Source organism: Bradyrhizobium sp. Kon37 (assembly GCF_055807535.1).
This window is the reverse complement of sequence record NZ_JBVVOY010000016.1, coordinates 75,583-89,100: the sequence shown is the minus strand read 5'-3', so window position 1 is coordinate 89,100 and position 13,518 is coordinate 75,583. Positions and strand designations below refer to the sequence as shown.

General features: G+C 63.8%; 14 protein-coding genes and 1 tRNA gene. 4 read left to right on the top strand and 11 right to left on the bottom strand.

The window, feature by feature from the left end; translation table 11 throughout:
- Positions 1-684 precede the first annotated feature (684 nt).
- The 5 genes from AC0L3J_RS25800 to AC0L3J_RS25780 form a co-directional block, all read right to left on the bottom strand.
- The gene (locus tag AC0L3J_RS25800; protein ID WP_456764259.1) at positions 685-876 is read right to left on the bottom strand and encodes a hypothetical protein; all 192 of its coding nucleotides are present in this window, start codon (positions 874-876) and stop codon (positions 685-687) included.
- 48 nt (positions 877-924) lie between these two features.
- A complete protein-coding gene (locus AC0L3J_RS25795; protein ID WP_456764260.1) occupies positions 925-1,308 on the bottom strand; it encodes a hypothetical protein in 384 nt (127 codons plus the stop codon).
- Between the two features lie 114 nt (positions 1,309-1,422).
- On the bottom strand, positions 1,423-1,779 hold the full coding sequence (locus AC0L3J_RS25790) for a hypothetical protein (RefSeq protein WP_473348742.1): 357 nt from the start codon (positions 1,777-1,779) through the stop codon (positions 1,423-1,425).
- A 107-nt stretch (positions 1,780-1,886) separates the two neighbouring features.
- Positions 1,887-2,063 carry a hypothetical protein gene (locus tag AC0L3J_RS25785; RefSeq protein WP_456764262.1) on the bottom strand — a complete coding sequence of 59 codons (177 nt, stop codon included), beginning with the start codon at positions 2,061-2,063 and terminating at the stop codon, positions 1,887-1,889.
- A 280-nt stretch (positions 2,064-2,343) separates the two neighbouring features.
- Entirely contained in the window at positions 2,344-2,568 is a 225-nt protein-coding gene (locus AC0L3J_RS25780) for a hypothetical protein (RefSeq protein ID WP_473292274.1), read from the bottom strand.
- 124 nt (positions 2,569-2,692) lie between these two features.
- Here AC0L3J_RS25780 and AC0L3J_RS25775 point away from each other — a divergent pair, with 124 nt between their 5' ends.
- On the top strand, positions 2,693-3,121 hold the full coding sequence (locus AC0L3J_RS25775) for a response regulator (RefSeq protein WP_473348741.1): 429 nt from the start codon (positions 2,693-2,695) through the stop codon (positions 3,119-3,121).
- A gap of 770 nt (positions 3,122-3,891) precedes the next feature.
- On the opposite strand, the gene AC0L3J_RS25770 is transcribed toward AC0L3J_RS25775, so the two are convergent.
- The 3 genes from AC0L3J_RS25770 to AC0L3J_RS25760 form a co-directional block, all read right to left on the bottom strand.
- Positions 3,892-3,967 (bottom strand) — tRNA-Lys (locus AC0L3J_RS25770).
- 317 nt (positions 3,968-4,284) lie between these two features.
- Positions 4,285-6,960 carry a glycosyltransferase gene (locus AC0L3J_RS25765; protein WP_473348740.1) on the bottom strand — a complete coding sequence of 892 codons (2,676 nt, stop codon included), beginning with the start codon at positions 6,958-6,960 and terminating at the stop codon, positions 4,285-4,287.
- 214 nt (positions 6,961-7,174) lie between these two features.
- Positions 7,175-7,765: a beta-1-3, beta-1-6-glucan biosynthesis protein gene (locus tag AC0L3J_RS25760; RefSeq protein WP_247289897.1), complete on the bottom strand. Its 591-nt coding sequence runs from the start codon at positions 7,763-7,765 to the stop codon at positions 7,175-7,177.
- Between the two features lie 330 nt (positions 7,766-8,095).
- Between AC0L3J_RS25760 and AC0L3J_RS25755 the strand changes: the two genes are divergently transcribed.
- A complete protein-coding gene (locus tag AC0L3J_RS25755) occupies positions 8,096-9,655 on the top strand; it encodes a glycoside hydrolase family 17 protein (protein ID WP_473348739.1) in 1,560 nt (519 codons plus the stop codon).
- Here AC0L3J_RS25755 and AC0L3J_RS25750 read toward each other — a convergent pair.
- Entirely contained in the window at positions 9,615-9,995 is a 381-nt protein-coding gene (locus AC0L3J_RS25750) for a hypothetical protein (RefSeq protein ID WP_211395731.1), read from the bottom strand. The two genes, AC0L3J_RS25755 and AC0L3J_RS25750, sit on opposite strands and share 41 nt — an antisense overlap.
- A 174-nt stretch (positions 9,996-10,169) precedes the next feature.
- On the opposite strand from AC0L3J_RS25750, the gene AC0L3J_RS25745 reads away from it, so the two are divergent.
- Positions 10,170-10,316, top strand: a complete 147-nt coding sequence (locus tag AC0L3J_RS25745; RefSeq protein ID WP_155809610.1) for a hypothetical protein — start codon at positions 10,170-10,172, stop codon at positions 10,314-10,316.
- A 24-nt stretch (positions 10,317-10,340) separates the two neighbouring features.
- On the opposite strand, the gene AC0L3J_RS25740 is transcribed toward AC0L3J_RS25745, so the two are convergent.
- Together AC0L3J_RS25740 and AC0L3J_RS25735 are read right to left on the bottom strand one after the other, a co-directional pair.
- On the bottom strand, positions 10,341-10,496 hold the full coding sequence (locus AC0L3J_RS25740) for a hypothetical protein (protein WP_473348738.1): 156 nt from the start codon (positions 10,494-10,496) through the stop codon (positions 10,341-10,343).
- A gap of 114 nt (positions 10,497-10,610) precedes the next feature.
- Positions 10,611-11,975 carry a hypothetical protein gene (locus AC0L3J_RS25735; protein ID WP_473348737.1) on the bottom strand — a complete coding sequence of 455 codons (1,365 nt, stop codon included), beginning with the start codon at positions 11,973-11,975 and terminating at the stop codon, positions 10,611-10,613.
- 173 nt (positions 11,976-12,148) lie between these two features.
- Between AC0L3J_RS25735 and glmU the strand changes: the two genes are divergently transcribed.
- Positions 12,149-13,516: a bifunctional UDP-N-acetylglucosamine diphosphorylase/glucosamine-1-phosphate N-acetyltransferase GlmU gene (glmU, locus tag AC0L3J_RS25730; RefSeq protein WP_473348736.1), complete on the top strand. Its 1,368-nt coding sequence runs from the start codon at positions 12,149-12,151 to the stop codon at positions 13,514-13,516.
- Positions 13,517-13,518: the final 2 nt, after the last annotated feature.

The window sequence follows — 13,518 nt, the reverse complement described above, 5'->3', positions numbered from 1 at the left end:
CGCGTACCCAGTTATGGTACAGGCCCAAGCGCGAGATCAATAGACCGTTCATCGAACTGGATGAACTAGGGAGGATAGGGCAACGGAAGGTGCTTTAGTTCGTCGGCCTCGCTCGCCAGCCGTTTTCCTGATGGGGAATGGTGGCAGTGATATCGACGTCTCTCACAGCGGATTGGCGCCACGCCGCCACCCCGAAGCACAGGGTCAGAGTCATGGCGGTCGCCAACAGCAGCACGGACAAAAACTGGCTCACGCGCACCCCCACAAGCAGAACATACTGAGGCAGCGAGCACGCACAGGCGATTCGGAAAATGCAGGCGCGCTGACCTGCAGGCAGTTTTCCCCAGGTTGTAGAACGGTGGATTAGCACCTTCAACCTTGCACCCGCCGCGGCTCCGGAGCCGCTATTGCAGGCCGGCTTTTCACCCGAAAACTATTGTGGCTCGGTTGGCTTATCTCGCTCATGGCTCTCGGCTTCGGCGGCCGCGCACGCATCCATGCCATGGCATTTGCTTAGATAGTACCGGGCGCCTGCGAAGATCGAGCAAACAATCACCACGGAAACCAGCAGGACGATCATCCACCGACGATTCAACATTCCCATGACCTTCTGCACCCTCCATCCAACGCCGCCCGTTCGCTGACCGGCTCAACCAGGCGAGGCGAAAGCTGGATTAGCCCAAATCAGACCTTGCGCTTCGGATTCAGTCGAGCCTCACGCTCCAGCCGTTCGGACTTCAGGCGTTTCAGGTTTTCCTGAAACTCCGGCGTGGCTTGACTGTCCGCTATCGTCTGTCTCGATCCTATCGGATTGAGGGTCCTTCGCTCGGCTTCGTCCGCGATTTGTTGCTCGGCCGACCGTTTGGGTTTGATCATTTGCTTTTTGCCTTGAGGCCGGGATTGACCAAGCGGGCGCCGGTCAAATCATTTTCGATTTGGCCGATCGCGTCGAACGTTCTGGAATTCCTCGGGTCCCTTGACGAGCCGCCGCTTGCGGCTGGCCTGGTCATCCGGGCTCGCTTTGTTGTCTTTGAGCTTGTCGATCGCGTTACCCGCCATTTCCCGAGCCCGCTCGGACGAGGCCTTGGCGGCAGATGTAACCGCGAGGGCGGGGGCGGGTTTGCCCAAGCCAATATCGACCAGCCGACGGATGGATTCAGAGCGAGCCGGAGTGTCTTCCTGCCGCGACGCCCATGCGTCGATCTGAACGACAGTCGATTCCGGCCAGCGCGTGCCGATCTGGACGCCCTGACCAGTAGCGGGGCGGCCGCGATGTTTTTTGGCACGAATCTTTTTTGCTGGTTTCATTTTATTTGGTACCAAAAAATCATGCCAAGGGGAAGCGCGAACTTCCGATAAGCGTGCTGGTTTGGTGCGCTGGCACCGCGATCCCGCGCAACATCACGATCACAGGTTTTGAAGTCAGGCGGCGCCCCGGAGAGGAAGCGCCAGTTGTACAGCAAACGGTCGGGAAGCATTTGCCTGGACGAAGGCCTGCAAGGCCGGCGTGATCTCGCTACTGGTGACACGCACGGCAAGCCCATCTGCGATCTCGCTGGTGGCATCGCGAGACCAGCCCTCGATCGCGTTGAAGGCGACAATGCGGACGGGATAGGCGTACTGCCCGGAGAGCAGGTCGCGGATGATGGTCTCGACGTCGGTGTCCTGCTCGTCGGTCTCACGCCAGGAGCAGCCGGCGCGCGCGCCGAAGTCTTCCAGCACCAGGTAAATCTCACGGTCGAGCCGATCCAGCGGGACAATCGACGGCGCATGACGCATGACGCTACTCCTACCCAAAGAAGAGCAATTGCGCTGCCATGGGGATCGTTCCGTTCCCGCGTGAGGGGCAAGGCTTATGCGGAAAAGAGCCGGCCGCTGAGGCGGCCTTATTCCTTGTCCTCAGTCCAGGTGCGGTCGCCGCACTGGCACTCATAGACCCGGACCGTCAGCCCGCGCATGGCGTCCATCATCGTGTGCTTGAGCTTGGGTTGAGCGCCGCAGCTACAGCGACGTTCCTCTCGGGTCTTGGCGCCTGAAAATTTATCGCTGCTGAAATAGTTCATCAACTCACCCTGCCAAAGGTCAGTCGTTAAGTCCCAAAGTGGACATTTGTTCCCACAGCGGATTTGCCAAGCGTGGCTCGGCTGGTCATCAGAGATGGGGCGGGCGAAGCAGAAGTGCGCCAACTATAGGAACGACGCCCATCAGCCAACCTTGGTTCTACATGCGTTTTAGACGCATGAGGCTATCGGTTCGGTAGCCGGGAGCGGCCTCAGCCCTGGGTCTGCCACCTTGGCCTGGGGCCGTTTCCTTGGGGGAGGCGGCGCGTTGCGATCCGCCAGGTCATTCCGCGGCTCGCAGCCCTTGCTCTGTTGGCTCATAGCGCTGGCCATACTGTTTGAGCCAGCCGCCTTCGACCATCTTCCGCGCCATAGCCATCGTGCATATCGGCTGACCGCCGCCTGGGTGATACAGGCCATCTGCGCGCTGGATCAGGTAGCCGTAGACGCGGGCCTGTCGCAGCGGCTTGATCATACCAGGAAAGAGAACGACGGAGTGGTCGGTCATTGCCCAATCCCGAACATTTCGGGTTACCGATCGTTCCAGATCCGCTTGGACACGCCGATCGCCGGCTAAGTCGAGGGACGTATGCCTTGGCCTAACCTCATTTCTTAAGGCTCGACTCGAGGAGTTGGGTCGCAAAGTCGTCGCCGATGCAGGCACCCTGAAGGAGGCCATCGGAGTCGCGTGGGTGGCTGAGTTGGATCTGACCATTCTCGACCTGAGGCTTGGCGATGAAACGACTGAACTCGTGGCGGAGATCACTCGTGGTCGCGGCTTGCCATTTTTCTTCCTGACCGGCCATACATCCGATGGATTGCCAAGTGGCTTCCGCAATGCTCCCCGATTGGAGAAGCCGGTTCTCTGCTCCGCGCTCCCGAAGATGACGATAGCTGCGCGAGGTCTTGAGCGGCTAGGCTGCGACCTTCACGCTGCGGCCTTGCCCTTCGCCAAGCTTGCAAGGTCCTTCCAGGCCAAGGCGGTCCGCAACCACTTCAACCGCTCGGCGGGACAGGTCGCGGCGATCGCCTTCTGCATCGCGGCGATGGCTTCTGCTTGATGGTCTAGGTCTCCAATCATCGGAGCAATCATTCGCCAGAATTATTAAGACCTGCGAAAATCCACAGCCCGGAAAACTACCGGCTTACGCCGCCGTCGAGCCTGCATCCAAGCCTGGCCCTGTGGACTCGCCAGTCCGGCGCCAGCCGCTCGCCCCGTCCTGCGTGGGTTGGTTATCACAGGTTAAAGCGCGACTCAGCAGATGCAGCCGAGGATAAACTGGCAACAGGCTGGGGACGCCGGGCGATGGCACAGTCACGCTATCCGTTGATCCGAAGGTGGACACCGGAGGAGCATCAACAACTGCTGGCGATGGCGGCGGCTGGGTGCCGACCCGACGAGATCGCGCAGGCGTTGGGCAGGACAGAACCGGCCGTGCGAGGCCGCGCGAATTTGCACAACATCCCGTTGCGGCTGGTGGCGCAAAAGCGGAAGGGCCCATGATCAAGGGCGTGGCCATAGCTGCTCTCGTACTGGCGGCGGCGAGTCTCGCAGACCAGCGGTTGTCCTAGGGGCGCTATACCGATGCGGCGCTGAGGCTCCTGCGCGAAATTGAGCATTCATTCCGGCGACAATTACGAAGAGACAGGGAGCGATCACTGATGCAGGACCTTTGCCGCCCAGTCGGGCCTCATGTCCGCGGCGCGCGTGCTGCGAGCGGTGCAGGGGCATCAAGCGCCGCGCATGCTACACCGGCAACCGATCTGCAGACACAGCGCCGACACACAGTTTATCGGAGCGCGTCGTCTCGGCGTAAGTATCTAAGTGATTTGGTGAGCGCGCTGGGGCTCGAACCCAGGACCCCGTGATTAAAAGTCACGTGCTCTACCGGCTGAGCTACGCGCTCCCATGGCCGCTGATGGCTTTGAAGAAATCGCCATCGTCTTCGGTCATTTGGAAAAGCATGTCTTGCCGCCACGTCGACGCAAGCGTTGCGGAAAAACCGGCTGTTTCCGGATCATGCTTTCGGCCCGGGCTGTGTAGGGGGATGGGGCGCGGAGGTCAATAGCAGGTGAGGGTGCCGAAGTTGAAGGCAGGAGCGGGAATTCGCTCGCCGTTTCCGATGCTTGAGCCGGGATTTTCAACCGGAATGGCGGGCCGTCATCCACGCCGAAGAAGCCGCGACGTCCGCCCCACGGGACGGATGCCGCATTCGGAGCCCCGTCAGTTCGCTTCCCGCCGCACCTCGCTCGGCACCGGCACTTGCTGCGGCGTGCCGGCGGGGGTCGGTAGCGCGACCGGGCGCAGGCCGATCAGCTCCGCGGTGCGGATCGCGCTGTCGCGCCAGAACTGGAACGAGTTGATGCGGCTGAGCTCGAGGATGGCGATGGCAACCGCAGCCAGGAACGGCAGGCTCTGGAGCACCAGCACGCCGGCGAAGATGTAGATCTCGGTGATCTGGCGGTAGCTGTTGGAGGCCACCAGCACGCCGGCGCCGATCAGGAGCAGGGCGCCGATCACCGCCTCCCAGAACGCCTGGAACTCGATCGACATCCTGGACAGGCCGCCCTTGGACGTGCGCGCGAACGCGATGTGCTCGGTGATCAGTCCCTGCGCGACCGCGCGCGATACCGTCCACTGCACGCTCATCGCCGCGATCATCGCGCCCAGCATCTGGCCGGGCTTGATCGCGACGCGCGCGCGGTACATCGACAAGAAATGCGCGAGCGAGACGATGAAGGCGCCGATGATCGGCAGCGTCAGGATCTTGTCGGGGATGGCAATGTCGGCGAAGGCGACGATCGGTACCCAGACCAGGTTGAGCAGCGCCACGACCACGCCGAGGCTCTCGGCGCCCAGCCAGTTCAGCCAGCCCAGGCCATATTCGCGCTTCTGGTCCGGCGTCAGCCGGCTTCGTCCCGGCAGGAAGTTCCGCCAGTGCTTCTTGACGATCTGGAGACCGCCATAGGCCCAGCGGTGACGCTGCTTCTTGAAGGCCTCGTAGGTGTCGGGGAGCAGGCCCTGGCCGTAGCGGTGGTTGGTGTAGTGCGTGGTCCAGCCGAGCTGCTGGATCGAAAGGCCGAGATCAGAGTCCTCGCAGATCGTGTCGGACGACCAGCCGCCGGCCATGTCCATCGCGGCGCGGCGGATCAGGCACATCGTGCCATGCACGATGATGGCGTTGGTCTCGTTGCGCTGGACCATGCCGATGTCGAAGAAGCCGGCATATTCGCCGTTCATGATGTAGTGCATGATCGACAGGTCGCCGTCGCGATGTTCCTGCGGCGCCTGCACCAGGCCGACGCTGGGATCAGCGAACGCCGGCACGAGGTCCTTCAGCCAGTCGGGATCGACGACGTAGTCGGCATCGAGGATGCCGATGATCTCGGCGTCGACGGCGGTGCGATCCATCGCGATGCGCAGCGCACCGGCCTTGAAGCCCTGCACCTTCTCAGCGTTGATGAACTTGAAGCGTTCACCGAGCGCGCGGCAATGATCCTGGATCGGCTGCCAGAACGCAGGGTCCGGCGTGTTGTTGATGATGACGACGCATTCGTAGTTCGGATAGTTCAGCCGCGAAAGCGCATCGAGCGTCTGCTTGAGCATCTCGACCGGCTCGAAATAAGCGGGGATGTGGATCGAGACTTTTGGGAAGTAATTCTCCGGAACGCTCTCGACCGGCTTGCCCTTTGTGAGCAGCCGCTGCGGCGCCCGGCCGAACGCGACGGCCGCGATCTCGTCGATGCGCGCCATCGCGATCAGCACGAGGGGAACAAGCAGGATCATACCGAGCGTGAGCGCGAAGGCGGAGCCGAAGATGAAATAGTGCCCGTTCCAGAACGCGAACACCGTGGCGGCCCAGGCGCCGACGCCATTAGCGGTGGACGACAGCAGGAACGCCTGCTTCGCCGTGGGCTGCTGCAGCCGCAGGATCGGCAGCGACAGCAGGATTCCGACCAGAAGCGCGACACCCATCAGCTTCCAATAGTCGGGATTCTCCACCGGCCCGGTCCAGGCGAATTTCGGCTCGCGGCTGGCGTTGAGGATGCCCCAGTACGGACCGACGCCGCCTTCGAAGTATTTCCAGGGCTGATCGATGGCCTCGACGATGTTGTATTCCATGCCGATGGCGTCGGCGCGGCTGACGAAGTTGCGCAAGGTCAGTGCCTGCTGGAACGGACCGGGGTCGGCATTGCGCAAATTGTAACCCGCACTCGGCCAGCCGAACTCGGCGATCACGATGCGCTTGCCGGGGAACAGGTTACGCAACAGATTGTAGCGGTCGACGGCCTGATCGACCGCCTGGTCCGAGCGGAAATTTTCCCAATAAGGCAGCACGTGGGCGGCGATGAAGTCGACGTTCGAGCCGAGGTCGGGATTGTCGCGCCAGATGTTCCAGATCTCGCCGGTCGTGACGGGCACGCGGACCGAGCCCTTGACCTTCTTGATCATCTCGATGAGGTCTTCGACCTTCTGCTCGCCGCGGTAGATCACCTCGTTGCCGACCACGACGCCGTTGACGTTGCTGTTCTTGCGGGCGAGATCGATGGCGGCCTTGATCTCGCGCTCGTTGCGATCCTTGTCCTTGTCGATCCAGGCGCCGACGGTAACCTTGAGGCCGAACTCGGCCGCGATCGGCGGCACCAGTTCCACGCCGCCGGTGGACGAATAGAGGCGGATCGCGCGCGTCATCGTCGACAGCGTCTTCAGGTCGGCGCGGATTTTCTCCACCGACGGGATGTTGTCGATGTCGGGGTGAGCCGAGCCCTCGAACGGCGCATAGGAGACGCTGGGCAGCAAGCCCTTGAAGTCGGGCGCGGGTTCCTTGTCGCGCAAGACTCCCCAGAGGCCGGCGTGGAGCGCGGACACAAGCAACAGAACGGCGGCGACAACCCGCATCGCGGCTAAACCAAAAGGGGCTGAGGGGGCAGGGAAGCGGATCCGACCCCGAGATCCGACCAAGTCCGCGGCAAATGGAGCATACCTCTGCCGCGCGGTTTCACAACTGTCATCGCCTCATGACCATATGAGGGCATGCACATTTCGGAATTCGCAGCAGTGCCAATTGCCTCTATCGCCGATCGTTCCTGAACGCAGCCTGAAACAATCGCGGCTATTTCGGGGGCGCCGGTGACGGGCTTGCCGCCGGCGAGGGGCTCGCGGCCGGCTGCGGCTGCGCATTGCCCGCTGCCGGCGCGGCCGGCTGCGAGGCCGCGGCTGCCGCCTGCTGCGGCTGCGACGCCGGGTTGATCCAGCAAGCGTGCACACGGCTGTCCAGGGTCTCGGCGACCTTGGGATCGATCTGGCCGCCGAAGCGGGTCAGGCAGCGGAAGGCGGCCTGGATGTGGCCGCCGGGACAGCCGAAGCGGTCGTAGAGGTCGAGATGGCGGAATGCGGTATCGAGGTCATCCCGCCACATCAGCCGCACCACGCGGCGGCCGAGCCAGACGCATTCGGGGTTGCCGGCCGGGCCGCTGATGACCTGGGCTGCTTCGGCGAATTCGTCGGTGCGGCGCTGGTTCTGGGCGGCATCCTTGGCCGCGTCGGCGGGCTGGGCGGCTGCCTTGCTCTGGTCCGGGGCGGGCGTGCCGCTCTGGGCGGAGGCGGCGCCGATACCCATCAGGATGACAAGGGAAGAAACGGCCAAGGTGGCGGCGAACTGCCGCAGGACCGCATTTCGTAACTCGAACACCCGTTGCCGCATGAATTCCCCAATATATCACTGACCGTCCGCGTCAGGACCTTCGCGGACGCGCCTGCGTGATGGCGTCCAAATGGGTCTCCAATGCGGCGGAAAAGTCCTCCCGAGTCCATGGCCTGAATCTGAAATTTTGTCCAGCAAAGTCACGATCCTAGGCCTCGGTCGAACGGCCGCAGGTAAATTCCTCAGGGGAGGGATGGATCCATAACGGAGTCACCCCCTTGGCAGACGGCGTGCTAGCAGGTAATCGACGGCCCTTCGCGGAGGACGGAACCGATTTCTCTTCGTACGCCACTGGCGCTTCTGCTCGTTTCACTGGGTGCGATCGCTGCCGTGTGGTGGTGGCTTGCCACGCCGATCTCGCTCGCGCGCGCCCCGATCGATCCCGCCGACAAGGTCCAGTGCGTCTCCTACGCGCCGTTCCGCGGCGAGCAGTCGCCGCTGAACGCATGGACCCATATCGAGGCCGACCAGATCGAGCAGGACCTGCGCCAGCTCAAGGAGATCACCGACTGCGTTCGCACCTATTCGATGGAGAACGGGCTGGACCAGGTGCCGGCGATCGCGGCCGGGATCGGCGGGATGAAAGTGCTCCAGGGCATCTGGCTCTCCAGCAACCGCACCAAGAATTTCGAGCAGGCCGCGCTCGCCATTCGCCTTTCCAAGGATTTCCCCGGGATCATCACCAGCATCATCGTCGGCAACGAGGTGCTGCTGCGCGGCGAGATGACGACCGCGGACCTAGTCTCCATCATCCGCTCGGTGAAGGCCCAGGTCAGCGTGCCCGTCACCTATGCCGATGTCTGGGAGTTCTGGCTCAGGAATCGCGAGATCTATGACGCCGTCGACTTCGTCACGATCCACATCCTGCCCTATTGGGAGGACTTCCCGGTCAAGGCGAAGTTTGCCGCCTCCCATGTCGAACAGATCCGCGAGCGCATGGCGGTCGCATTTCCCGGCAAGGAGATCCTGATCGGCGAAACCGGCTGGCCGAGCGAAGGGCGCATGCGCGAGGGCGCGCTGCCGTCGCGCACCAACCAGGCGCGCGTGGTCTCGGAGATCCTGAGTCTCGCGAAAGCGCAGAAATTCCGCGTCAATCTGATCGAGTCCTACGACCAGCCGTGGAAGCGCAAGCTGGAAGGCACCGTCGGCGGCTATTGGGGCCTCTATGATTCGGTGCGCCGGAGCCTGAAATATCCGCCGGGCCAGCCGATCAGCAACTTCCCGTACTGGAAATGGTACATGGGCGCCGGCATGGGCCTCTGCGTGCTGGTGTTCGCGGTGGCCGGCCTGACGTTGCGGCGCAGGCCCTGGACGCCGCGCTTCTCGGCCTGGCTCGGTGTGGCGATCTCGGCGACCTCGGCCGGCATCCTGCTCGGGATCGGCGCCGACAAGATGTACTACGAGAGCTACGGCATCGGCGGCTGGCTGCTGTGGGGCACGCTGCTCGCGGCCGGCATCCTGTCGCCGATCTTCTGCGCGCAGGCGATGGTGATCGGCCGCAGCCTTCCGACCTTCCTCGATCTGCTCGGTCCGCGCGAGGGCCGGAAATGGTCGAAGCTCACCGCCGTGCTGGGTCTGACGCTGGCGGTGACGGCGGTGATCGCGGCGCAGACCGCGCTCGCCTTCGTGTTCGACCCGCGCTACCACGACTTCCCCTACGCCTCGCTGACGATGGCGGTGGTGCCGTTCGCGCTGTTGATGCTGAACCGGCCGCAGATCGGCCAGCGTCCGATCGCGGAGTCGGTGTTCGCCGGCGTGCTGACGCTGTCGGCGGCCTATGTGCTGTTCAACGAGGGCCGCGACAATTGGCAGTCGCTGTGGACCTGCGCGATCTATCTCTTGTTCGCGCTCACGCTGTGGCGGGCGCGGGCCGAGCAAATCCAAGGATGAACAGGCCGATGGCCAGGCCCGAGAGCACGACATTGTAGAGCACGATGCCGAGGCCGGCGGCGATGATGCCGACGGTGAGCAGCACGATCGACGGCCGCATCAGGTTCAGCGTCGCCACCACCAGCGCGACGATGCCGAACACCGAATTCTTGAACAGCACGGTCGAGACCGAGCGCGCCTTGCAGACCAGGGTCTGAAGCCCGGCGTCGCAGGCGAGACCGACCTGCGAGTTTTCGATTCCGAGGTAGCGCAGATAGAGCGCATAGCCGACGCTGGCGAAGCCGACGACGATCAGGAACTGCACCTGGTAGGGCGTGAGACGGAAGGGCTTTTTTGTCATGGCGGCAATATGGTCGGGATGGCGCGTACGGGCAACAGGGAAGGTGAGTTTATGTTGATCCCGGGCAGTTAAAGGCGGCCGCGCCTGGCCCCAAGATATCCAGGAACAGGCTGGGGTCGCGCAGGTTCTGAATGGTGTGACCGCACGAACGCATGCTGCATGCAAGGAGCGAGCATGGAAAAGCCAACTCAGGAGCAACTGGACGAACTCAAGAGGCTGAGCAAGCAAGCTCGGGTCGAGGATTGGTCGGAACTGGTTCAGTCGAAGGATGAAGCTGACAACCGCATTCGCGACCTGAAGGAAAAAGCGCGCATCGAGTAGGTGATTGCGTGCGCCGATGAGCTCTCAAGGGCGAGTTTGTATCGTCCGGTTCTGGTCCCTCAGCCGACGTTCGTATTTTTCGGCCAAGGCCAGCAATCGCTTCTTGATATGGGGGTCGGCCTGTTCGGCCAACTCGCGGATAAGCGCGAGGTGCTCGCGCAAAAACGTCTCGTCCGCCATCTCCGCTCCGAATCATGTTCGTCGCGGATACTGCCGTTTTGTGTTGGAAGCCTTCGTATCGTTTGATACGTCGGCCGCGAGACGGTCTTCCCCGCCGCAGAGCGGATGCCGCGTCTACCGCCTGAAGAACGACGACAGCGTCGATCCCGCGGACGCCGTCTCCGGCTTCGGCTGTGCGGCCGGCTGCGCCGCAGGAGCAGGCGCGGGCTCCTCGCGCTTCGACGAGCGTTTCGAGGAATAGCTGCGGCGATGCTTGTCCGGCTTGGCGGCGGGCGCGGGCGGCGGGGCGGTCTCGGCTTGCGGCACCGAGTCCTGGTTCTTGTCGGAGTTCTTCTCCTGAACCCTGTCTTGCGTCTTGTCTTGCCCCTTCTCCTGGCCGCCGCGCATTGACAGCCGCTGGCCGTCGAACACGGTGGTCTCGCAGTGGCGGTCGTTCTCGGCGAGGCCGGCGCAGAGTTTTGCCGCAGCCGCGGCATTGATCAGCGGGCCGGCACCGAGGCGGAGCTGCATGCCGAGGCCGGTGTTGCCTTCCTTGATCATGATGATCGGCCGCAGCGCCGCGATCTCGGGATTGGATTTGGTGACCCCGCGCCACAGTGCACGCAGGCCTTCGAGCGAGTTGGCGCCACCGAGATCAATCGCAAAGCGCGTCTGCTGGACCGCGATCGCGGAGGCCTCGCTTTCGGCAGCCTCCGGCGGCTTGACTGGTGCCGCAGCGACTTCGATCGGCGCGGGCGCCGGATCGGGCTTCTTCTCGGCAGCTTTGTCGGTCGCTTTCTCAGTGGTCTTCTCAGTGGTCTCGGGCTGAACCAGTTTCGGGGCGGCCGGATCGGGCGGCGCCATGATCGATTTGGATGGGACCAGCGGAAGCATCGGCATTGGCGCCGTCGTCGCCGGGGATTGCGCGACGAGCGAGGCCGCGGCTGCGCTCTGCGGCGGCGGGCTCGACGGCTCCTTTGCGGCCTCGGTGCGCGGCTTGTCGTTGGCCGGAGCTGGCGTCGAGGCAACCGGCCCGATGCCGGGCGCCGGCGGCCCGATCAAAGCTGGCGCGTCCTGCGGCTTCGCAACGGACGCCTGCGGCGGCGTTGTCGTCTGCTTGGCGATGGCGCCGGTGACGGAATCGAGTCCTTGCTCCAGCACGGTGACGCGCGAATAGAGCCGGTCGCGATCGGTGTTCAGCGTCTCGATCGCGGAGGCGAGCCGGCGAGCCTCGTTCTGGCTCTCCTTGGTCAGGATCTGGAGCCGGTCGGCCTGACGCGCGAGATCGGCGGACGCAACCTGGTCGCGCCGCCAGCCGAGCTGGGCCTGGTTGGCGAACACGGCAAGCACCACGGCGCCGACGGCCGCCACGCCCCATGAGCCCAGCCGCCACATCATGCCGCGATCGAACGAACTCTCCTCGGCCACAAGTCCGGAGAACAGCCCGCCGGTCTCCTTGGCGCCGAAGGCATCCGCCAGTGGGTCGGAATCCTTTGCCATGAACGTTAAGTGCCCAACCCCTGTCCGGCTTCCCCGAATCAATCAGGGAACATTAACAGGAAAAGCGTGTCGCACTTGAACTCCGGGCGTTTGCGGGGGTAGCAAGGCGATAGCTCATCAGGGCGGCCGTCGCCCGCTGGCGCCGATTGATTCGGCCGATTGACAGGATTTCGATGACCGCCCGTTCCAGCCTCACGATCGTGCTCGCCGCCGGCGAAGGCACGCGTATGCGCTCACACCTGCCGAAAGTGCTGCATCCGGTCGCGCATCAGAGCCTGCTCGCCCACGTGCTCGCCGCGGCGCCCAGGGGAACCGGCACCTCGCTCGCGGTCGTGATCGGACCCGACCATCAGGCGGTGGCGGACGAAGCAAAGCGCATCCGCCCCGACGCGCTCACCTTCGTCCAACAGGAACGGCTCGGCACCGCGCATGCGGTGCTGGCGGCGCGCGATGCCATTGCGCGGGGCGTGGACGACCTGCTGATTGCGTTCGGCGACACACCGCTGATCTCGGCCGAGACCTTTGCGCGGCTGCGCGCGCCGCTGGCCAAAGGCGCCGCGATTGCCGCACTCGGCTTCCGCGCCGCCGATCCCACCGGCTATGGCCGCTTCATCGTCGACGGCAACCGCATGGTCGCGATCCGCGAGCAGGCCGATGCCAGTGCCGAGGAGCGCAAGATCGACCTGTGCAATGCCGGGGTCATGGCGATCGACGGCCGTCGCGCGCTCGCGATCCTCGACAAGATCGGCAATGCGAATTCCAAGGGCGAATATTATCTGACCGACGCGGTCGGCATTGTCAGCGAACAGGGATGGGATGCCGTGGTGATCGAAACCAGCGAGGACGAAGTGCGCGGCATCAACACCAAGGCGCAGCTCGCCGAGGCCGAAAGCGTGATGCAGGCGCGGTTGCGGAAAGCGGCGATGGAGGCCGGCGTCACGCTGATCGCGCCCGACACCGTCTATCTCGCCGCGGATACCGTGTTCGGCAAGGACGTGACGATCGAGCCCTTCGTGGTGATCGGCCCCGGCGTTTCGATCGGCGACGGCACGGTGGTCCATTCCTTCTCGCATATCGTCGAGACCAGGCTCGGCAAGAAGGTCTCCATCGGCCCCTATGCGCGGCTGCGGCCCGGCACCTCGCTCGGCGACGGCGCGCGCATCGGCAATTTCGTGGAGACCAAGGCCGCGACGCTGGAGGCCGGCGTCAAGGTCAACCATCTCTCCTACATCGGCGACGCTACCATCGGCGCCAATTCCAACATCGGCGCCGGCACCATCACCTGCAACTACGACGGCTTCAAGAAGCACAAGACGATCATCGGGCAGGGCGCCTTCGTCGGCACCAACTCCTCGCTGGTCGCACCGGTGACCGTCGGCAACGGGGCCTATATCGGCTCGGGCTCCGTGATCACGCGCGACGTGCCTGATGACGCCATGGCGCTGGAGCGCAGCCCGCAGACCATCCGCGAAGGTGGTGCGGCGCGCTATCGCGAGATGAAGACGGGTGGCAAGAAGCTTGAAAAGAAGCCGGAGAAATGAGG

Coding starts and splice junctions, on each gene's coding strand:
- AC0L3J_RS25760 (WP_247289897.1), bottom strand. CDS start 7,765: ATGCGGCAACGGGTGTTCGAGTTACGAAATGCGGTCCTGCGGCAGTTC.
- AC0L3J_RS25790 (WP_473348742.1), bottom strand. CDS start 1,779: ATGCGTCATGCGCCGTCGATTGTCCCGCTGGATCGGCTCGACCGTGAG.
- AC0L3J_RS25800 (WP_456764259.1), bottom strand. CDS start 876: ATGATCAAACCCAAACGGTCGGCCGAGCAACAAATCGCGGACGAAGCC.
- AC0L3J_RS25795 (WP_456764260.1), bottom strand. CDS start 1,308: ATGAAACCAGCAAAAAAGATTCGTGCCAAAAAACATCGCGGCCGCCCC.
- AC0L3J_RS25780 (WP_473292274.1), bottom strand. CDS start 2,568: ATGACCGACCACTCCGTCGTTCTCTTTCCTGGTATGATCAAGCCGCTG.
- AC0L3J_RS25785 (WP_456764262.1), bottom strand. CDS start 2,063: ATGAACTATTTCAGCAGCGATAAATTTTCAGGCGCCAAGACCCGAGAG.
- AC0L3J_RS25740 (WP_473348738.1), bottom strand. CDS start 10,496: ATGGCGGACGAGACGTTTTTGCGCGAGCACCTCGCGCTTATCCGCGAG.
- glmU (WP_473348736.1), top strand. CDS start 12,149: ATGACCGCCCGTTCCAGCCTCACGATCGTGCTCGCCGCCGGCGAAGGC.
- AC0L3J_RS25765 (WP_473348740.1), bottom strand. CDS start 6,960: ATGCGGGTTGTCGCCGCCGTTCTGTTGCTTGTGTCCGCGCTCCACGCC.
- AC0L3J_RS25745 (WP_155809610.1), top strand. CDS start 10,170: ATGGAAAAGCCAACTCAGGAGCAACTGGACGAACTCAAGAGGCTGAGC.
- AC0L3J_RS25750 (WP_211395731.1), bottom strand. CDS start 9,995: ATGACAAAAAAGCCCTTCCGTCTCACGCCCTACCAGGTGCAGTTCCTG.
- AC0L3J_RS25735 (WP_473348737.1), bottom strand. CDS start 11,975: ATGGCAAAGGATTCCGACCCACTGGCGGATGCCTTCGGCGCCAAGGAG.